A 19,930-nucleotide genomic window follows, 5' to 3' on the forward strand; every position below is an offset into this window, starting at 1 on the left:
GCGACGGAGCGTCCCTGGCGCTCCGTCGCATTTCCTTTTCCGCCTATTCGGCGCATCTTCTTGGCCGAGATCTTTCCTAGGCAATCCTGTCCATGGTCAATGTCATTGCGGACCAGCCCGCCGTTCCGGTCCGCCGCGTACCCGATGGTCCATGGCGCTCGGCTTGGCGCAAGCTGAAGAGCGACCGTTCGGCGCTGTCGGCCTTTGCCGTGCTGGTGGTGATCGTCATCGCCTCGCTGGCCGCGCCGCTCTACGCGCGCTACGTCGCCGGCACCGATCCGTTCGTCACCAACCTGAACGGCGAGATCGTCATCGACGGAACGTCACAGCCGGTGCTGCAACCTTCCACCGAGGGGCTAGGCCTCGGCACAACCCCGATCGGGCCGACCTGGCGTTTCGGCCCTTACATGCTCGGCGCCGACAATCAGGGCCGCGACGTTGCCGCGCGGCTGCTCTATGGCGGGCTGAACTCGCTGCTGATCTCCGGCGCCGCGGCGGTGCTGTGCCTGGTGCTGGCGACATTCCTGGGCGTCGTTTCCGGCTTCTTCGGCGGTCTGGTCGATGTCGGCCTGTCGCGTATCCTCGACGTGCTGTGGGCCTTCCCGATCTTCCTGCTGGCGATCTCGCTGTCGATCGTGCTGATCTCGCAGAGCATCCGGATCGGCCCGATCGAGATCCGCTCCGGCAGCTTGTGGCTGCCGGTCTTTATCATCGGCATTGTCTACGTGCCCTATGTGGCGCGGCCGATCCGGGGCCATGTGCTGACCCTGATGCAGGCCGAATTCGTCACCGCGGCGATCGGGCTCGGCGCATCGCCGTGGCGCATCCTGTGGCGCGACATCATGCCCAACGTGGCGACGCGCATCATCGTCTTCGTGCCGCTGATCCTCGCCCTCAACATGATGACGGAATCTTCGCTCTCGTTCCTGTCGATCGGCGTGCAGCCGCCCGACGCCAGCTGGGGCACGATCATCCAGGACGGCCAGGGCCTGCTCTATTCGAGGCCGATCGTGGCGCTGGCGCCCGGCCTGGCGATCGTCATCACGGTGCTTGCCCTCAACATACTGGGTGACGGCGTGCGCGACGCGCTCGACCCGAAATCCTCGCCGAGGGGTGTCTGATGCTGGCCGCGCTCGGCTTCCGGCTCGGCCAAATGGTGCTGGTCATGTTCGGGATCAGCGTAGTCGCCTTCCTGATCTTCTTCGGCACGCCCGGCGCCGATCCGTCGGCGCGCATTGCCGGCCGCAACGCTTCGCAGGAGACCCTGGCCCAGGTGCGCCACGATTTCGGCCTCGACCGGCCGCTGCCGGTGCAATACGGGCTGATGATGGACCGGCTGTTCGTCAGCCGCGATCTCACCTCCTTCGTCAATCGCGGCCAGCTGGTCGTTCCGACGGTGGCGAGCGCCATCCCCGTCACGCTGTCGCTGGTCGGCGGCGCCGCGGTGCTTTGGGTGCTGGGCGGCCTGGTCGTCGGGGTGATCGCCGGGGCGACGCACGGCACCTTCATCGACCGGGCGCTGATGATCCTGAGCCTGGTCGGCGTCTCCGTCCCGGTGTTCTGGCTGGGCGAGGTGGCCAATCTGCTGACGCAAAGCCGATGGCACGACACCTGGCTGTTCTCCTGGGTTCCGCCGCTTGGCTACATCGCCCTCACCGAGGATCCCTGGGGCTGGTTCAAGGCGCTGATCATTCCCTGGATCACGCTGGCGACCCTCTATGTCGGCCTCTACGGCAGGGTGCTGCGGGCAAGCCTGATCGAGATGATGCAGGAGGATTTCATCCGCACCGCGCGGGCCAAGGGGATCGGCGAGCGCAGGGTGCTGCTGCATCACGGCCTCAGGACCTCGCTGGTGGCGTTCGTCACCATGTTCGGGCTCGATTTCGGCGCCCTGGTCGGCGGCGGCGCGCTGCTGACGGAAGTGGTGTTCGGATTGCAGGGCGTTGGCAAGCTGACCTACGAGGCGTTGCAGACCCTCGACCTGCCGATGATCCTCGCCACGGTGATCTACGCCGCCTTCTTCGTGGTGCTGGCGAATTTCGTCGTCGACATCGCCTTCGCCATCATCGATCCGAGGGCGCGCGATGTCCGCTGAGGCTCCGCTTCTGGTCGTCAAGGATCTCAGCGTGTCGTTCCGCGGCGACGAAGGGCTGGTACGGGCGGTCGGCGGCGTCTCGTTCAGCGTCGAGCGGCGCGAGATTGTCGGGGTGGTGGGTGAGTCCGGCTCGGGCAAGAGCCAGACCCTGCTCGCCATCATGGGCCTGATCAACAGCCCCAATGCCATCGTCTCCGGCTCGATCCGTTTCATGGGGCAGGAGCTGGTCGGCCTCAACCGGCGTGCGCTCGACGCCATTCGCGGCCGCCGGATCGCGATGATCTTCCAGGACCCGATGTCGGCACTGACGCCGGTGCACACGATCGGCAACCAGATCGGCGAGCAGGTGCGGGCCCATGAGAAAGCTTCGGCGCGCGCGGCGCGGGCGAGGGCGGTGCAACTGCTGGACGCCGTCGGCATCGCCAATCCGGGGCGAGTGGTCGATGCCTATCCGCACCAGCTGTCCGGCGGCATGCGCCAGCGCGCGGTGATCGCCATGGCGCTGTCCTGCAATCCGGCGCTGCTGGTCGCCGACGAGCCGACCACGGCCCTCGACGTCACCGTGCAGGCGCAGATCCTCGACCTGATCGGGCGGCTGCGCGACGAGTTCGGCTCGTCGGTGATCCTGGTCACGCATGATCTCGGCGTCGTCGCCGAAGTCGCCGACCGGGTGCTGGTCATGTATGGCGGACGCTTCGTCGAGGAAGGCGGCAAGACCAGCGTGTTCCGCGCGCCGCTGCATCCCTACACATGGGGTCTGTTCGGCTCGATCCCGCCGATCGACGGCGCCCGCCCGGCCCGGCTCGCCGCCATCCCGGGGGCGCCGCCCTCGCTCTCCAACCTGCCGAAAGGCTGCGCCTTCGGTCCGCGCTGCGCCTACCGTCACGAGGCCTGCCTGACCCTGCCGCCGCCCATGGAGGGCAACGAGCATCGCGCCGCTTGCGTGTTGCCGGAGGCGCGGCGCAGGGAGATCAACATCCGCACGACCGCCGGCGTGGAGATGCGATCATGAGCGCCAGGCCGGTCGAGCGCCCGCTGCTTCGCGCCGGCGATCTTTCGAAGCGCTACAGCGTCGGCCGCTCGATCTTTCCGGCGCAGCGCCGGACGGTGCACGCGGTCGATGCGGTCTCGCTCGACATCTGGCCGGGCGAAACGCTCGGCATCGTCGGCGAATCCGGCTGCGGCAAGTCCACCCTCGGCCGGTGCCTGGTGCGGCTGACCGACATCTCGTCGGGGTCGCTGGAGTTCGAGGGCCGCGACATAGCCGACGCCTCGCAGCGGGCGCTGCGCCCGTTGCGGCGGCAGATGCAGATGGTGTTCCAGGATCCCAGCGCCTCGCTCAATCCGCGCCGGCGGGTCGGCGACCTGCTGGCTGATCCGTTCCGCATCCATGAGCGCCTCCCGGCATCCGAGATGGCCGACCGCGTCGCCGAACTCCTGCGCCGGGTCGAACTGTCGCCGGAGCACGCCGCGCGCTATCCGCACGAATTCTCCGGCGGCCAGCGGCAGCGAATCGGCATTGCCCGCGCGCTGGCGCTCAGGCCGAAGCTGATCGTCGCGGACGAGCCGGTCTCGGCGCTCGACGTGTCGATCCAGGCGCAGATCGTCAATCTGCTCGCCGACCTGCGCGAGGAATTCAATCTGACCTATGTGTTCATTGCGCACGACCTCTCGGTGGTGCGTCAGATCTCGACGCGGGTCGCCGTCATGTATCTCGGGTCGATCGTGGAGAGCGGGCCGACCGACCTTGTCTTTGCAGCGCCACGGCATCCCTACACCGCCGCGCTGCGCTCCGCCGTGCCGGAGCCGAGCGTCGAGCGGCCACGGCGCCAGCGGCTGGTGCTCAAGGGCGAGTTGCCGAGCCCGATGGACCCGCCGTCGGGCTGCCGGTTCCATACACGTTGCCCGGCGGCCACCTCGATCTGCCGCAGCGAGCGTCCGCTGCTTGCAAGTGTCGGGGAGGGGCGCCTGGTCGCCTGCCACCATCCGCTCGACGGCTAGGTTCGTCGCGACGAGCAGTCGAGACTTGCCGGGAACCCTTCGACGCACCTGATGCTCGCGGGTGCGCTGTCTAGCCGTGGCGCAAGGATCCGCCGGAACGATCTGCCGGCTGATGCATTTTGGCCCTGTGCCAATCAGCCCGGAGACATTATGCGAATTGCCCATGTCGCGCCGCTCTACGAATCCGTGCCGCCGAAACTCTATGGCGGCACCGAGCGGATCGTCTCCTACCTGACGGAAGCGCTGGTCGGGCTAGGGCACGAGGTGACGCTGTTCGCCAGCGGCGACAGCCGCACCTCCGCCAGGCTCGTACCTGGCCGCGAATGCGCGCTTCGCCTCGACCCGCGCCCGAAAAAATCCGAGATAGCCGCGCATCTGGCGATGCTGGCGGACGTCCGCGAGCGCGCGAGCGAGTTCGACCTCATCCATTTCCACCTCAGCCATTTCCTGCATTTCTCCTTCTTTGAGGATATGGCCGAACGGACGGTGACGACGCCGCATGGCAGGCTCGACTATGTCGACCTGGCGCCCGCCTACCGGCGCTTCCCACGCTTTCCGATGATCTCCATCTCGCGCAGCCAGAGGGCGGGCCTCGCAGAGGCGAACTGGCTGGCGACGATCCATCATGGATTGCCCATCGACATCTATCGGCCGACTTTCGAGACGGCAGGGGAACAGTACCTTGCCTTTCTCGGCCGGCTTTCGCGCGACAAGAGGCCGGACCGCGCCATCGAGATCGCCCGCCGCTCCGGATTGAAGCTGAAGCTGGCGGCCAAGATCGGCGACGACGACCGCGCCTATTTCCACGACGTGATCGAGCCGCTGATCGACGGTGACCGCATCGACTATGTCGGCGAGATCGCCGAGGAAGGAAAGGCCGAGTTCCTCGGCAAGGCGGCCGGCCTGCTGTTTCCGATCGACTGGCCGGAACCGTTCGGCCTTGCCCCGATCGAGGCAATGGCGTGCGGCACGCCGACGATTGCCTGGAACTGCGGCGCCTTGCCGGAGATCATCGACAAGGGCGTGACCGGTTTTGTCGTCAATTCGATGGACGATGCGGTCAGGGCCGTGCCGGCGCTGCTTCAACTCGACCGTCGAAAGGTGAGGGCGGCCTTCGAAAGGCGGTTTTCCGCCACCAGAATGGCGCGCGACTATGTGGCGGCCTATGCGCGCCTGATCGGTGGTTCGACCGACGCGAAAGCCTCGTGAGAGGTGCAGCCTGATTCGGGGGCGGAGCAAACGGGAAAAGACAGATGACAGAGCTCGACGAGCGCAAGCTTGATCCCGCCGTAGCCCTTGCCTCCCTGGACGAGACCGCGCCGCGCGAGCCGCACCGGCTGTTCGCGCTGAAGCAGGGCGACTGCTTCGCGGTGGCCGACGCCTATGGCGATATCCGGGGCGCTGGCGACGGCTTCTTCCGCGACGACACGCGCGTGCTTTCGGAATTCCGGCTGACCGTCGGCGGTCGGCAGACATCGCTGCTTGGCGCCTCGCTCAGCCAGGACAATGTTCTGTTCACCAGCAACCTCACCAACCTGCCGGTTCAAAGCGTCGGCGGCCGCGACATTCCGCAGGGCGCGATCCACATCGAGCGCGTCAGGCTGATCTGGCAGGACCGGCTGTTCGAGCGCATCACACTTTCCAACTACAGCCAGGAGACTTCGGCGATCCGGGTTTCGCTGCACTTTGCCGCCGATTTCCGCGACATGTTCGAGGTGCGCGGCTCGACAAGGGCAAAGCGCGGCACCGCGCATGCAGCCAAGATCGACGCGACGTCGGTGCTGCTTCGCTATGATGGGTTGGATGGGTTGGCGCGCCTTTCGGCGATATCGTTCTCGCAAGCGCCCGATCAGCTGGCGGAGAACTGCGCCGATTTCCTGGTCGCGGTGACAAAGCGCTCCAGCAAGGTGCTCTATGTCGAGGTCGGTTCGGAGGTCGTCGAGACGCCCGACCGCGACCGTTTTCGCGCCGCCGCGGCCCGGGCCCGTTTCGGCATGCGGGCAAAGCGCCGCCACGGCGCCACGGTGCGCAGTTCGGGCCGTGTCTTCAACGACTGGGTCGAGCGCGCCCGCGCCGATGTGGCGCTGCTCACCACCGAACTTGCGACTGGGCCCTATCCCTATGCCGGCATCCCGTGGTTTTCGACGGCGTTCGGCCGCGACGGCGTGATCTCGGCGCTGCAGATGCTCTGGCTCAACCCCGGCCTGGCGCGGGGCGTGCTTGCCTTCCTCGCCCAGCACCAGGCGACCGAGACCTCGCCGTTCAGCGATTCGCAGCCCGGCAAGATCATGCACGAGACCCGCAAGGGTGAGATGGCGGCGCTGCGCGAGCTTCCCTTCGGCCGTTACTATGGCGGCGTCGACACCACGCCGCTCTACATCCATCTCGCCTGCGCCTATGCGGAGCGCACCGGCGACATGGAATTCATCGACATGCTGTGGCCGTCGCTCAAGGCGGCCGCCGAATGGACGGAAGAGGCGAGCCGGGAGACCGGTTTCGTCACCTATCAGCGCGCCGCCGAATCCGGGCTCGCCAATCAGGGCTGGAAGGACAGTTTCGACTCGGTCTTCCACGCCGATGGCCGCATCCCCAAAGGTCCGATCGCGCTGGTGGAAGTGCAGGGTTATGTCTTTGCCGCGTTCCGGGGTCTGGCGGCACTCGCCCGCCGCCGGGGCGGATATGCTGAGGCCGAGCACTGGGAGGAGCGCGCCGAAGCCATGCGCGCGGCGGTGGAGCGCGATTTCTGGATGGACGATCTCGGCTTCTATGCGCTGGCGATCGACGGCGCCGGCGAACCCTGCAAGGTGCGGACATCGAATGCGGGCCATCTTCTGTTTGTCGGATTGCCTGAGCCGGAGCGGGCGAAGCTGGTCGCCGACCAATTGCTTTCGGCATCCTTCCATTCCGGCTGGGGATTGCGGACGCTAGCCGACGACGCTGTGTTCTTCAACCCAATGTCCTACCACAATGGCTCGATCTGGCCGCACGACACCGCCATCTGCGGCGTCGGCCTGGCGCGCTTTGGCGAGCGCGAGAGCGTGGTGCGGCTGATGAGCGGCACGTTCGAATCCGCCGTGCATTTCAACATGCGGCTGCCGGAGCTGTTCTGCGGCTTTACCCGCGCGCCGGGCGAGGCGCCGATCGCCTATCCGGTCGCCTGCCTGCCGCAGGCCTGGTCGGCCGGCTCGGCCTTCATGCTGATGCAGGCTTGTCTCGGCCTGGAAATCGATGGCTGGGAAGGCGAGATCCGCGTCACGCGGCCAAGGCTGCCTATCGGCATCGACACTCTCACGCTTCGGCACCTGACCGTCGGCGACAGAGCGGTGGACCTGACCTTCCAGCGCGTCGGCGACCGTGTCGTTGCCTTCCTTGCTGACCGGCATGAAGGTCTGGTGCCGCTCATCGTGCGCACCTGAGATGCATTGACATTCGGCCGGCCTGCAAATGGCGGCTTCCTGCGCTCTCGATCGTCCAAGGGCCGGAAAATGTCGGAACCGATGCAGCGTTTGTGCGTTGCACAACAAGACCGGCGCTCGGCATCTGGTCCGTCGACCGGCAGTGAATCCGAAAACAAGAAGACTGAGGCCTGCGGCAGGCCGGTGGCAAGTTGGCGTTTTGAATGACAAATTATGGCAGCGACTTGCTGTGGATACTCCTCCTGGTAAGTCTTGGACTCTCCGCTCTCGCGGTGTTCTTCTCCGTATCGTGGCGCCATCGCAATTCCGCGCCCGCGGCGGTGCCTGTCGCCGGCGAGGACGTGGCCTCCGAGGCGGCACGCAAGGTGCTCAGGGAATTCGAGAAGAACGGTCAATCGGTCGATGCCGCGCTGGTGACGTGGTCGCCCGAAACCTTGCGCAAGATCCTTCACGAGGACCTGCCGGAGGCGCAGGTGATCGTGGTCTCCAACCGCGAACCTTACATCCACAACGAAAAGAACGGCGAGGTCGAACTGGTCGTGCCGGCGAGCGGACTGGTTTCGGCGCTGGAGCCGATCACGCGCGCCTGCGCCGGCACCTGGATCGCCTATGGCGGCGGCACGGCGGATCGCCAGATGGTGGATGGTGACGACCGGGTGCAGGTGCCGCCCGACAACCCGTCCTACACGCTACGCAGGGTGTGGCTGAGCGAGGAAGAATATCAAGGCTACTATCTGGGTTTCGCCAACGAGGGCCTGTGGCCGCTCTGCCATATCGCCTTCACGCGGCCGATCTTCCGCGAGTCGGACTGGGAGGCCTACGAAGCCGTCAACCGCAAGTTCGCCGATACGGTGGTCGCCGAGGCGCGCAACGAGCGGCCGATCGTGCTGGTGCAGGACTACCACTTCGCGCTTCTGCCGCGCATGATCCGCGAGCGACTGCCCGAGGCCATCGTCATCACCTTCTGGCACATCCCGTGGCCGAACTCGGAAGTCTACAGCATCTGCCCCTGGCGGGAGCGTATACTGGACGGACTGCTCGGCAGTTCGATCATCGGCTTCCATACCCAGTTCCACGCCAACAACTTCACCGAAAGCGTCGATCGCTTCCTTGAGAGCCGGATCGAGCGGGCGGACGCCGCGATCTCCTATGGCGGCCAGACGACGCTGGTCCACGCCTATCCGATCTCGATCGAATGGCCGCTGCAGCTTCTGGCCAAGCTGCCCGATGTCGCCGAGTGCCGCGCGCGCGTCCGCGACCGATTTGGACTGCCGGCGGACGTGAAGCTCTGCGTCGGCGTCGAACGTCTCGACTACACCAAGGGCATTCTCGACCGCTTCCACGCGCTGGAGGAATTGTTCACGAGGCACCCCGATCTGGTCGGCAAAGTCGTCTTCCTGCAGATCGCCGCACCGAGCAGGGGCACGCTGCCTGCCTACAGGCAATTGTACGACGAATGCATGCAGTATGCCGACGACCTCAACCAGCGCTATGGCAGTGACGGCTATCGCCCTGTCGTCGTCGTGGCCGAACATCACTCGCAAAAGGCGGTCTACGAGATCTACCGCGCCGCCGACATCTGCATGGTCACCAGCCTGCATGACGGCATGAACCTTGTCGCCAAGGAATTCGTCGCCGCGCGCGACGACGAGCAGGGGGTGCTGCTGCTCAGCACCTTCGCCGGCGCCTCGCGCGAATTGCTGGAAGCGCTGATCGTCAATCCTTACGACGCGGCGATGATGAGTGGGGCCCTGCTGCAGGCGCTGACCATGTCGAGTGAGGAGCAGCGTGAGCGCATGCGGCGCATGCGCGAGATCGTGCGCGACAACAATGTCTACCGCTGGGCCGGCAGCATGCTTCTCGACGCCGCGCGCCTGCGCAAGCGCAGCGAGCTCGACCGTGTCACGGCCAGCGCAGAACGCTCGGCCGACCCCGACAATGTCGTTTCCATCTTCGAACGCAAACAGGTAGTCGGACTACGATGAACATTCAGCCAGAGTTGACGCCCCGCCTCCCTGAAGGCCGCTGGGCAATGTTCCTCGACATTGACGGCACCTTGCTGGAGCACGCAGCCCATCCGGATGCCGTGTCGGTCAGTGAAGAGCTTCGCCTTTTGCTGCAGACGATCGAGCGCCGGCTGGACGGCGCGCTTGCCTTCATCACCGGCCGCTCAGTCTCGGCCGTCGACGGGCTGTTCGATCCGCTGAAGCTGCGCATTGCCGGTCTCTACGGGCTGGAGCACAGACTTGACCCGGACGGTCCGGTAGAGGCCGCCGACGAACCGGCGGACATGGCGGCGCTCGCCGATGAGATCGAACTGGAGCTGGCCAGCCAGGCCGTCTATGTCGAGCGCAAGGGTCCGGTGCTGGCCGTCCATACCCGTGCGGCTCCTCATCTGCTTGCCCGCGCGACGAAGCTGGTCGAGGCAGCGCTTGCCCGGCTGCCCAAAGGATACCGCGTGATCGCCGGCAATGCCGGTGTCGAGCTGATGCCGCTCGAGGCGGCCAAGGGCGCGGCGATCCGGCGCTTCATGCGGCTCGATCCGTTCACCGGCCGACGGCCGGTGTTTCTCGGCGACGATACATCCGACGAAAACGGCTTCGAGACGGTCAATGCCGAGGGCGGGATATCCATCAGGATCAAGCCTCGGGGACCAACAGCGGCACGCCATGTGATTGCCGACGTCGCCGGCGCGATCGGCTGGCTGCAGGCCAATTTTGGTGATCCCGCCAGCGACGCCGGACGTAGGGATGCTCTGGCATAGTCAGGTGCATCCGTTCTCGCTGTCGCCGATCGGTCCCATCGTGGAAAAAAAGTTCGTGGCGCCCAGGCGCGAAAGCCGATTGTTCCTTTTGTCGGGTCCTGAAGTCTATGAAACTTGTAGACATTAAAGCGGGCCCACCCGCGGCGAGAAGGTGCCAGAGCATGCCCAACCCAACCGTTGTCGGCTTTTCCGGCAATTTCACCCGGCCCTCCAAGACGCGGGGCTTTGTCGACCAGGTCGTGAGGGACATCGCCCGCCAGCACGGCTTGTCGGCCAGCTCCTATGACGTCGAGGATCTCGGCCCCTCGCTCGGCCACGCCAAATGGGCGCGCGATCTTGATGAGCAAGCCAGCGCCATTCTCGACAAAGTCGTCAATGCGGACGTGCTGGTGGTCGGCTCGCCGACCTACAAGGGCAGCTATACCGGTCTGTTCAAGCACTTCTTCGACCTTCTCGATCCGGCCGCCCTGCGCGGCAAGCCGGTGGTGCTCCTGGCGACCGGCGGCGGCGAGCGGCACGCGCTGATCGTCGAGCACCAATTGCGGCCGCTGTTCGGCTTCTTCGAGGCGCTTGCCCTGTCGACGGCGGTCTATGCCACCGACAAGGATTTCACCGACGGCGTGTTGCGCTCCGAGCCGATCCTGAAGCGCGTCGCGCAGGCCGTGGGCGAGGTCGGGATGGTGCTTGCCAATCGCTCCAGCGCGAGTGTCGCGGCGGAATAGGGCTGGCTGGAGGGGCTCAGGCGGGAAACAGGAACGCGGCGGCGGGGTCGAAAAAGACTTGCCGGCGCGCCGGCCCCGCGTCGTGCGATGCCATGGCCGAGGATGTCGGCCTGATGTCGATCTCCTGCCCGGCGGCGGTCCGCGCGACGATGCGCCGCCGCTCGCCGTAGAAGGCGACGTCGACGATCTCGACCGCCAGCTCGGCGCTTTTCGGGCTGCGCTCCAGGCCGAATGCTTCCGGCCGGATCATCAGCCTGGCCTTCTGTCCGCTGCCGAAGCTGCCATTGGCATTTATGCCCGACAGGACCGAGCCGTCGGCAAGGCGGATGGTCGCGGCACCGCCGACGGTTTCCAGATGTTCGGCTGGCAGGAAATTCGAATTGCCGATGAAGCCGGCAACGAAATCGGTGGCGGGCCTGAGGTAAAGGTCCTCGCCGGTGCCGATCTGCTCGATGCGGCCGTCCCTGAACAGGGCGATGCGGTCCGACAGGTGCAGCGCCTCTTCCTGGTCGTGCGTGACGTAGAGGATGGTGACGCCGGTCTCGCGGTGGATGCGGCGGATCTCGGCCTGGATCTCCTCACGCAGCTTCTTGTCGAGTGCGGATAGCGGCTCGTCCATCAGCAGGATCGGCGGGTCGTAGGCCAGTGCGCGGGCGAGTGCGACGCGCTGTTGCTGGCCACCGGACAGCGCGCCGGGCAGCCTATCCGCGAAGCTTTCGAGCCTGACAAGACCCAGCATATCGGCGACCTTGCGCTTGACCTCGGCCTCGGGCCGGCGGCGGACGCGCAGCGGAAAGGCGACGTTTTCGGCGACGCTCAGATGCGGGAACAGCGTGTAGCGCTGGAAGACCATGCCGATGTTGCGCTTGTGCGAGGGCACGGCAAGCAACGACTTGCCCTGCAACAGGACATCGCCGGAGGTCGGGTCCTGGAAGCCGGCGATTGCGTAGAGCGTGGTCGACTTTCCCGAGCCCGACGGCCCGAGGAAAGTCAGGAATTCGCCCTTCGGTATCTCAAGCGTCACATCATGGACCGCCGTGAAGGCGCCGAAGGCCTTGCGCAATTTGCGGATCGACAGGAAAGGCTCGGTCATGTCTGCAACTTTCGGCGCAAGAGTGCCGTCGCCACCATCAGGGCAAGCGTGAGCCCGACCAGCAAGCTGGAGGCGGCGGCGATGACGGGGGTGAGGTCGGAGCGGAGGCTGCCCCAGATCTTGACCGGCAAGGTCTGCAAAGTGGGGCTCGCCATGAAGATCGCCACGACCACTTCGTCCCAGGAGGCGAGGAAGGAAAAGATCGCGGCGGAGAAGATACCGATACGGATCCACGGCAAGGTGATCCTGAGCTTGGCCTGAAGCGGGCTGGCGCCACAGACAATGGCCGCGTCCTCGATCGACTTGTCGAAGCCTTCTAGCGCCGTGGCGATCGGGATGATGGCGAAGGGCAGTGCCAGCACGGTGTGGGCGATGACGAAGCCGCCTGTGGTGCCGCCGAGGCCGAGGCGCAGGAAGAAGGCGTAGATGGCGATGGCGAAGACGACGACTGGCAGCACCATCGGCGTCAGCAGCAGGCCGCGCAGGATCTCGCGCCCGCGGAACTGGCCACGAACCAGCGCAAAGGAGGCAAGGAGGCCGATGACGACGGCGAGCACCGCCGTCATCGTGGCGATGCGGGCGCTGGTCAGCGCCGCCTCGATCCAGGACGGGTCGGCGAACAGCTCCTGGTACCATTTCAGCGTCCAGCCGGGCGGCGGAAAGGCCAGCCAGCGCGACGAGCCGAAAGAAAGCAGCACGATGAAGACGACGGGCAGCAGCAGGAAGGCAGCGACACAAGCGGTGAAGGTCAGCAGCACAACCTTCAGCCAGCCCAGGCGGTCATAGTCGAGCAACATCAGGCGCCTCCCGCGGCTCGCTTCGAGCCGACAAGGCGCAGCTGCAGCGCGTAGAGCGCCATGGTGACGACGAGCAGGATGAAGGCGGCTGCGCTGCCGAGGCCCCAGTTGAGCAGCGACTGGATCATCTGCGCGATCATTTCGGCGAGCATCATGTTCGACGTGCCGCCGAGCAGCGCCGGCGTGACGAAATAGCCGAGCGACATGACGAAGACCATCAGCCCGCCGGCGGCGATGCCGGGCAGCGAGAGCGGCAGCAGGATGCGGCGGAAGGCGGCGAGCGGGCTGGCGCCGCAGAGGGCGGCGGCGCGCAGCGTCATCGGATCGATCGCCCGCAAGGTGCCGACCAGCGGCAGGATCATGAAGGGCAGCATGATGTAGACCATGCCGATGGTGACGCCAGTCAAATTGTTGATGAGCGGCAACGGTTGGTCGATGATGCCGATGGCCATCAGCGCCCGGTTGATGACTCCGGTGCGCTGCAAGAGCACCATCCAGGCATAGGTGCGGGTCAGGAGATTGGTCCACATCGACAGGATGATGATGCCGAACAGGATCGAGGCGAGCGCCGGAGGCATGATCGCCAGCATCCAGGCGACCGGGAAGGCGACGAGCACGGTGACGACGGTGACGACGAAGGCGACGAGGAAGGTGTTGAAGAACACCCGCGCATAGGTGCCGTCGCCCAGCAGCGCCGCATAATTCTGCAGGCCGGGGGCAGGGTCGGTGACGCTGCGCAGCAGCAGCGCCAGCACCGGCACGACAAAGAAAAGCCCGATCAGGGTCAGCGCCGGAAGCAGGCCGCCGAGGCCTGCCGGGAGGCGCGTTATCGCAATGCTCTGCTCAGTTTCCACCGACATGGCGGCACCCCGGGTTGCGAAGCGGGACGGCGTCTGCCGTTCCGCTTCTGTCACGAGAGAGCGGGCGCTATTTCGCCTGCCATGCGTACCAGCGCGTGGCGATCTCGTCGCGATGCTCGGCCCAGTAGTTCATGTCGAGATTGATCTGGCCGTCGACATGGGCGTCGGGCAGGCCCTTGACCACGTCTGCGGGCATCTCGGCCTTCGCCTTGGTGTTGATCGGCGCATAGCCGCTCGCCTCGGCGAATTTCGCCTGGCCGGCGGCGCTGCTTGCGGCGGCGAGGAACTTCATCGCCGTGTCCTTGTTCTTGGCGCCCTTCGGCACGACCAGGACGTCGGCAGCGGTCAGGTTCTGGCTCCAGGATACGCCGACATCGGCGCCGTCCTTTTCCAGCGCGAAGACGCGGCCGTTCCAGAGCTGGCCGAAGGCCGCCTCGCCGGAGGCGATCAACTGTTGCGACTCGGCGCCGCCGCTCCACCAGACGATGTCGGACTTGATGGTGTCGAGTTTCTTGAAGGCGCGGTCGAGATCGAGGGGATAGAGCTTGTCGGCCGGCACGCCGTCGGCGAGCAGCGCGATCTCGATGACGCCAGGTGCCGACCATTTGTAGAAGGTGCGCTTGCCGGGGAATTTCTTGGTGTCGAACATGTCGGCCCAATTGCTCGGCTCACCGGAGACCGAGCCCTTGTTCCAGGCCAGCACGAAGGAATAGTAGAAGCTGCCGATTGCGTGCTCGTTGCTGAAGCGCGGGTCGAGATCGTCCTTCGGCACGACGGCGAAGTCGATCGGCTCGAGGAGGCCGTCCTTGGCCGCCTTGATGGCGAAATCCATCTCGACGTCGACGACGTCCCAGGTGACGTTCTTGGCGTCGACCATGGCCTTCAGCTTGCCGTAGTCGGTCGGGCCGTCCTGCAGGACCTTGACGCTGGACGCGGCCGTGAACGGCTCCGCCCAGGACTTGGTCTGGGCTTCCTGGGTCGTGCCGCCCCAGCTGGTGAACACCATGTCCTCGGCCCTGGCGGCCGTCGTGGCCATCAAACCGGCAAGGATGCCGGCGAAAATCAGTTTCATGTCGTTCTCCTCTGATTGGTGTGTTCTGTTTCTTGTTCTTCAGTGCACCGTCGCCATGTCGCCTCAGCGCATGACGAAGGGATCGGGGATCGGCTCGTCCGAGGTACGGATCCACACCGACTTGGAGCGCGTGTAGTCGCGGATGGCGTCGAGACCGCCTTCGCGGCCGAGGCCGGAGAGGCCGTAGCCGCCGAACGGAACCAGCGGCGAGACGGCGCGGTAGGTATTGACCCAGACCACGCCGGCATGGATGCCGCGAGCCATGCGGTGCGCCTTGGCGAGATTGGTGGTGAAGATGCCGGACGCGAGCCCGAAGGGCGTGTCATTGGCGATCGCCAGCGCCTCCGCCTCGCTGTCGAAGGCCAGCGCGCTCAGCACCGGGCCGAACAGTTCCTCGCGCACGCAGGCGAGGGCCTGATCCTGCGCTTCGATGATGGTCGGCGCGTAGTAGAACCCGTTCGCCTTGTCCCTGGGACGCGCGCCGCCAGTGATCAACCGGCCGCCGCCGGCCAGGCTTTCAGCGACGATCGTTTCAATCCGTTCGCGCTGACGCGCGGTCGCGAGCGGCCCCATTTCGGTGGCGGGATCCTGCGGATCGCCGATGACGATGGCCTCGGCCTTCTGTTTCAATCGGGCGAGGAACTCATCCTTGACCGAGCGCTCGATCAACAGCCGCGAGCCGGCGACGCAGCTCTGGCCGGTCGCGGCGAAGATGCCGGCGACAACGGCATTGGCGGCACTGTCCAGATCGGCGTCGGCGAAGACGACGACCGGGCTCTTGCCGCCAAGCTCGAGCGTCGTGAAGGCAAGGTTCTCCGCCGTGTTGGCGACAATCTGGCGGGCGGTCGAGGGGCCGCCGGTAAAGGCGACGCGGGCGACGAGCGGATGGCTGGTCAGGCGGCGCCCGCAATCGTGGCCGAAGCCGGTCAGGATGTTGACGGCACCCGCCGGGAAGCCGGCCTCTTGGACGAGCTCGGCGAAGGCGAGCAGCGGCGCCGGGCCATCCTCCGAAGCCTTGAGCACGACGGTGCAACCCGCGGCAAGCGCCGGGCCGAGCTTGACCGCCGACAAAAAGAGCTGCGAATTCCAGGGCACGACCGCGGCAACGACGCCGATCGGCTCCGGCCGCACCGTGACCTCCATGTCGGGCTTGTCGATCGGGATGAAGGCGCCTTCGTGCTTGTCGGCGAGCCCGCCATAGTAACGGTAATAGTCGCCGACATAGGCGATCTGGGCGCGGGTCTCGCGGATGATCTTGCCGGTGTCGCGGGTCTCCAGCTCCGCCAGCCGGCTGGCATTGGCGGCGACGAGGTCGCCGAGCCTGACCAGCAGCTTGCCGCGCGCCGTTGCCGTCAGCGATGCCCAGGGACCCGAGCGCAGCGCCCGGTGCGCGGCCTCGACAGCGCGGTCGACATCGGCGACGGTCGCGGCCGGCATCGTCGCCCAGGGCGCGCCCGTCGACGGGTCGACGCTATCGAAGGTCGCGGTGGCTTCGGCGAACTGGCCGTCTATGTAGTTCCTGAAGACGGCGCTGCTCATCGCGAACTCGCCTCCTGGAAGGCCGGCATCACCCTGTCGATGAACAGCTGCAGCGACTTCTTCTTGCGCTCGTGCGAGAGGCCACTGTCGATCCAAATCGAATACTGGTCGTAGCCCTGCGCTTCGTAGGTCTTCAGCCTGGCGATCACCTCGTTGGCCTCGCCGATGACGAGGTTCTGCCGGATCTTATCCGGCGCGTATTGCGGCATGGCCGCGATCTCTTCCCCGGTCAGCGGCTCCAGGATGCCCTGATGCACCGGCTTCTTGTTCTGGAACCAGGCGCCGAACTGGCAGTAGAACAGCGACAGGTCCTGCGCCAGGCGGTCGGCGTCGGCGGCGTCCTCGGCCACGAATGTGTGCATCAGGAGCATGATTTCCGGCCGCCTTGTCTCCGGGTGGGCCTGGCAGGCGGTGTTGAAGCGCTCCATCAGGCTCGCTACCTCGCCATCGCCGGAGGCTAGCGGCGTCACCTGCACATTGCATTTGTTGGCGACCGCGAAGTCGTGCGAGTTCGGGTCACGCGCAGCCACCCAGATCGGCGGGTAGGGTTTTTGCAGCGGCTTGGGCGAGGAGGTGGTCGGCGGGAAGGACCAGAACTCGCCGGAGAGCTCGAAATCGCCGTCCCAGAGGCCGCGCAGCGCCGGCACCATCTCGCGCATGCGCTGGCCTGCGCCCCAGGCGTCGAGCCCTGGGAAGAGCCGCTGGTACTCGTAGCTATAAGCGCCGCGCGCAATGCCGATGTCGAGCCGGCCGCCGGTGATGATGTCGGTCATCGCCGCTTCGCCGGCGAGTTTGATCGGGTGCCAGAAGGGCGCGATGATTGTGCCGGTGCCGAGACGGATGCTTGTCGTCTTGGCGGCAAGATAGGCGATGTTGACGAACGGGTTCGGCGAGATGGTGAATTCCATGCCGTGATGCTCGCCGATCCAGGCGGCCTCAAAGCCTGCCTGCTCGGCCAGCACGACGAGTTCTTCCAGCTCCGCCAGCAGTTCGGATTGAGGCTTGGCCAGGTCCGAGCGCTCCATGTGGACGAAAAGCGAAAACTTCATCGGTCTCACCCGTGGCCGGAATGGATTGCTGCTGTCGGCGCGGCCTTGGCGAGCGGCCGGACCTCGCCTTCGACCTCATTGCCGACATAGACGCCGAACTGGTCCTCGGTGCGCTCTCGCGCATAGCGGGCGAGCATCGAACGCACCGCCGGATCGGCGATCTTGAGATCGGCCATCCGGTCGATGTCGACAAGCCTGATGTGGCCGTCGCCGGACAGGGGGGCGCTCACCGTGCCGCGATAGTAGACATGGGTGCGCGAGGCATCCGTCGCATCGTCCCAGACCGCGTAGAGGAAGCCAAGATCGGCGTCGATCACCTTGGCTGCAAGCGTTCCCCTGAGGCTGCGGGGATCGCTCGCGGCACCGAGGCCGCGTCCGGCCGGCAACTGGTGGGACCCGTCTGCAGCCTCGAAGAAGAGCACGCGGCCATCGCTTTCGAGGATGGCGCCGACCTCCGTTCCGGGCGGGGCGGCCGCGAGCGCTTCCTGGCTGAGGCCGGGCGTGACATAGGTGCCCCGGCAGTAGCCCAATGGCTGGGTGCCACTGTGGGTGAAATCATGGACGCGGCCGATGAGGATCGAATGATCGCCGGCGTCCACCAGCTGCTCCATGCCGCAATCGAAGACCGCAACAGAACCGTCGATCACCGGATTCCCGGTCTGGCCCGGCTGCCAGATTACCGACGCGAACTTGTCGGCCGCCTTGGAGGCAAAAATGCCGGACGCGGCCTTCTGGTTTTCCGACAGGATGTTGATCGCGAACCCCCTGGAGGTCGAGAAGGCCTGGTGCCCCAGCGCCTTCTTGGCGATGCAGACAAGCACCAGCGGCGGCTCGAGCGAGACGGAGGTGAAGGAGTTGGCGGTGAAGCCGCGCGGATCGCCTGCCTCGTCGACCGTGGTGACGATGGTGACGCCGGTCAGGAAGGAGCCGAGCGCGCGCCGGAATTCAATGACGTCGAATGCCGAATCGGCTTCGGCACTTGCGGAGACATCGGCCCGGTCGAGAAAAGCGGTGATATGTTGAGTCACCTTTTTAGGCGAAGCAATTGTCATCATGTGCTTTTCGCCGGTCAGCACCAGGCATTGACCTGACGGCGCGAGCCGCGCCATCGCGGCCGACATTGCGGGGGTGGAATTGCGGTCTTCCGAACCGGTCATGAACAGCGCTGGCGCTGAGAGCCCGGCCAGGCGATCGGCATGCGCCGTGTCGGCGTGGGCAAATAGCCGATAGGTGCGGGCGTAGCCTTCGGCATCGACGCTTTCGAGCGCTGTACGCGCCGTGGCGGCGGCATCGGCCAGGGCAGGCGGGATCGGATCGCCGAACCAGCGGGCGATCGTCGCAGCGATGGCCTGGGGGTCGCCATGGCCGCCGAGCGCCGCCGCCCGTTCGCGCACCGCTTGCGCAAGTTCCGGGGGACGGCGGAAGACGGCGTTGAGGCAGACGACGGAGCTGACACGCGACGGAGCACGCAGCGCGATTTCCTGCGCGACCAGCGCGCCCATGGAATGGCCAACGACCGCCGCGCGGTCGAGGCCAAGATGGTCGAGCAGGCGGATCGCCTGGTCGGCGAAGTCGGCCAGCCCGGCATTCTGCGGCGGCAGCGGCGAGACGCCGTGGCCGAGCATATCGATGGCGATCAGGTCGAAGCGGTCCTGCATCAGGGCGATCTGCGGCTGCCAGATGGCAGCGCTCATGCCGACGCCGTGAATGAACAGAACCGGCGCGCCGGAACCGGCCCGGATGAAGCCGGTGCCGTCGGGAGCCTTGCTCGGGACCATTGCGGCGGCGTCAGCCATGCAGATCCCCGAGTTCCTTCAGGTCCTGGTAGCGGTCGCCGATGCGATGATGTGGGCGGCCGCCGATCGACGCACCGAGCGCCACCACCAGCTCGTCGGGCGCCGGCGCGTCGCCGATCTGGAAATGCACCGTGAGATAGTGCGAGCGGCGGCCTTCGTCGTTCTTGTCCATCAGCGGGATCATGATCGGCGTGTTCGGCCCGCCGCGCAGATTGGTGAAGGCGAGATAGGTCTTGGCGCCGACGGCGCGGCGATAGTGGTTGCCGAAATGCAGCGTGTGGATCAGCGCCGATGCATGCTCGACTTCGCCCGACGTGCCGCAGATGGCGGCCTTGCCATAGCCCTCGATCGCTTCGCCGGAACCCGCGACGCCGATGATTTCATGCGTCAGCGTTTCGCCGAGCACCGGGGCAATGGCGCGGATCTCGGGCGAGAGGTCCTCGGCGAAGCCGCGTCCGGCCCATGGGTTGGTCAGCACCGCCGCGACGCCGATCAGGCGCAGCGGCCGGGGCGCTGCCTTGCCGCCTTCGATCAGCGTGTTCTCGACATAGGTCACGATCTTGCGGATGGCCGGTTTCATGAAATTCCTCGGACGAAACGGCGTGATGCGGCTTCGTCATTTCTGTATCGTCTTATGGTATACCATGATATGGAGAGCCATGAGCCTTGTCAATCGGCCATGGAATCTGTTTTTGTGGCGAGGCGAGAGCATCTCACCGTTTCATG

At 66.0% G+C, this 19,930-nt stretch carries 17 protein-coding genes; 9 read left to right on the forward strand and 8 right to left on the reverse strand.

Annotated features, from left to right (window positions below; genetic code table 11):
- The first annotated feature begins 92 nt into the window (after positions 1 to 92).
- The 9 genes from JG743_RS12320 (at position 93) to msuE (ending at position 10,998) form a co-directional block, all read left to right on the forward strand.
- Positions 93 to 1,121 (forward strand): ABC transporter permease, encoded by a 1,029-nt coding sequence (locus JG743_RS12320; protein ID WP_202300449.1) that lies wholly within the window; start codon positions 93 to 95, stop codon positions 1,119 to 1,121.
- Positions 1,121 to 2,095, forward strand: coding sequence for an ABC transporter permease (locus tag JG743_RS12325; protein ID WP_202300450.1), 975 nt, complete (start codon positions 1,121 to 1,123; stop codon positions 2,093 to 2,095). The genes JG743_RS12320 and JG743_RS12325 overlap by 1 nt, the downstream gene beginning before the upstream one ends.
- Positions 2,085 to 3,107 (forward strand): ABC transporter ATP-binding protein, encoded by a 1,023-nt coding sequence (locus JG743_RS12330; RefSeq protein WP_202300451.1) that lies wholly within the window; start codon positions 2,085 to 2,087, stop codon positions 3,105 to 3,107. Before JG743_RS12325 ends, JG743_RS12330 begins: the two co-directional genes overlap by 11 nt.
- The gene (locus tag JG743_RS12335; protein ID WP_202300452.1) at positions 3,104 to 4,096 is read left to right on the forward strand and encodes an ABC transporter ATP-binding protein; all 993 of its coding nucleotides are present in this window, start codon (positions 3,104 to 3,106) and stop codon (positions 4,094 to 4,096) included. Before JG743_RS12330 ends, JG743_RS12335 begins: the two co-directional genes overlap by 4 nt.
- 150 nt (positions 4,097 to 4,246) lie before the next feature.
- Positions 4,247 to 5,305 (forward strand): glycosyltransferase family 4 protein, encoded by a 1,059-nt coding sequence (locus JG743_RS12340; protein ID WP_202300453.1) that lies wholly within the window; start codon positions 4,247 to 4,249, stop codon positions 5,303 to 5,305.
- 44 nt (positions 5,306 to 5,349) lie between these two features.
- Positions 5,350 to 7,512: an amylo-alpha-1,6-glucosidase gene (locus JG743_RS12345; RefSeq protein WP_202300454.1), complete on the forward strand. Its 2,163-nt coding sequence runs from the start codon at positions 5,350 to 5,352 to the stop codon at positions 7,510 to 7,512.
- A 203-nt stretch (positions 7,513 to 7,715) separates the two neighbouring features.
- A complete protein-coding gene (locus JG743_RS12350) occupies positions 7,716 to 9,497 on the forward strand; it encodes an alpha,alpha-trehalose-phosphate synthase (UDP-forming) (protein ID WP_202300455.1) in 1,782 nt (593 codons plus the stop codon).
- A 47-nt stretch (positions 9,498 to 9,544) separates the two neighbouring features.
- Positions 9,545 to 10,276 (forward strand): trehalose-phosphatase, encoded by a 732-nt coding sequence (otsB, locus tag JG743_RS12355; protein WP_244673128.1) that lies wholly within the window; start codon positions 9,545 to 9,547, stop codon positions 10,274 to 10,276.
- A 161-nt stretch (positions 10,277 to 10,437) separates the two neighbouring features.
- Positions 10,438 to 10,998, forward strand: coding sequence for an FMN reductase (gene msuE, locus JG743_RS12360; RefSeq protein ID WP_202300457.1), 561 nt, complete (start codon positions 10,438 to 10,440; stop codon positions 10,996 to 10,998).
- Between the two features lie 16 nt (positions 10,999 to 11,014).
- On the opposite strand, the gene JG743_RS12365 is transcribed toward msuE, so the two are convergent.
- The 8 genes from JG743_RS12365 to JG743_RS12400 form a co-directional block, all read right to left on the reverse strand.
- Positions 11,015 to 12,091, reverse strand: a complete 1,077-nt coding sequence (locus tag JG743_RS12365) for an ABC transporter ATP-binding protein (protein WP_202300458.1) — start codon at positions 12,089 to 12,091, stop codon at positions 11,015 to 11,017.
- Positions 12,088 to 12,888, reverse strand: coding sequence for an ABC transporter permease (locus tag JG743_RS12370; protein WP_202300459.1), 801 nt, complete (start codon positions 12,886 to 12,888; stop codon positions 12,088 to 12,090). Before JG743_RS12370 ends, JG743_RS12365 begins: the two co-directional genes overlap by 4 nt.
- Entirely contained in the window at positions 12,888 to 13,748 is an 861-nt protein-coding gene (locus JG743_RS12375) for an ABC transporter permease (protein ID WP_202300460.1), read from the reverse strand. Before JG743_RS12375 ends, JG743_RS12370 begins: the two co-directional genes overlap by 1 nt.
- Before the next feature lie 67 nt (positions 13,749 to 13,815).
- Complete coding sequence (locus tag JG743_RS12380) at positions 13,816 to 14,820, reverse strand: ABC transporter substrate-binding protein (RefSeq protein WP_202300461.1); 1,005 nt, start codon at positions 14,818 to 14,820, stop codon at positions 13,816 to 13,818.
- 63 nt (positions 14,821 to 14,883) lie between these two features.
- Entirely contained in the window at positions 14,884 to 16,359 is a 1,476-nt protein-coding gene (locus JG743_RS12385) for an aldehyde dehydrogenase (RefSeq protein WP_202300462.1), read from the reverse strand.
- Positions 16,356 to 17,408, reverse strand: a complete 1,053-nt coding sequence (locus JG743_RS12390) for an LLM class flavin-dependent oxidoreductase (protein ID WP_202300463.1) — start codon at positions 17,406 to 17,408, stop codon at positions 16,356 to 16,358. Before JG743_RS12390 ends, JG743_RS12385 begins: the two co-directional genes overlap by 4 nt.
- 5 nt (positions 17,409 to 17,413) lie before the next feature.
- On the reverse strand, positions 17,414 to 19,204 hold the full coding sequence (locus tag JG743_RS12395) for an alpha/beta fold hydrolase (RefSeq protein WP_202300464.1): 1,791 nt from the start codon (positions 19,202 to 19,204) through the stop codon (positions 17,414 to 17,416).
- Complete coding sequence (locus tag JG743_RS12400; protein WP_202300465.1) at positions 19,197 to 19,784, reverse strand: amino acid synthesis family protein; 588 nt, start codon at positions 19,782 to 19,784, stop codon at positions 19,197 to 19,199. The genes JG743_RS12395 and JG743_RS12400 overlap by 8 nt, the downstream gene beginning before the upstream one ends.
- Positions 19,785 to 19,930 lie beyond the last annotated feature (146 nt).

Source organism: Mesorhizobium sp. 131-2-1 (genome assembly GCF_016756535.1).
Taxonomy (GTDB): Bacteria; Pseudomonadota; Alphaproteobacteria; order Rhizobiales; family Rhizobiaceae; genus Mesorhizobium.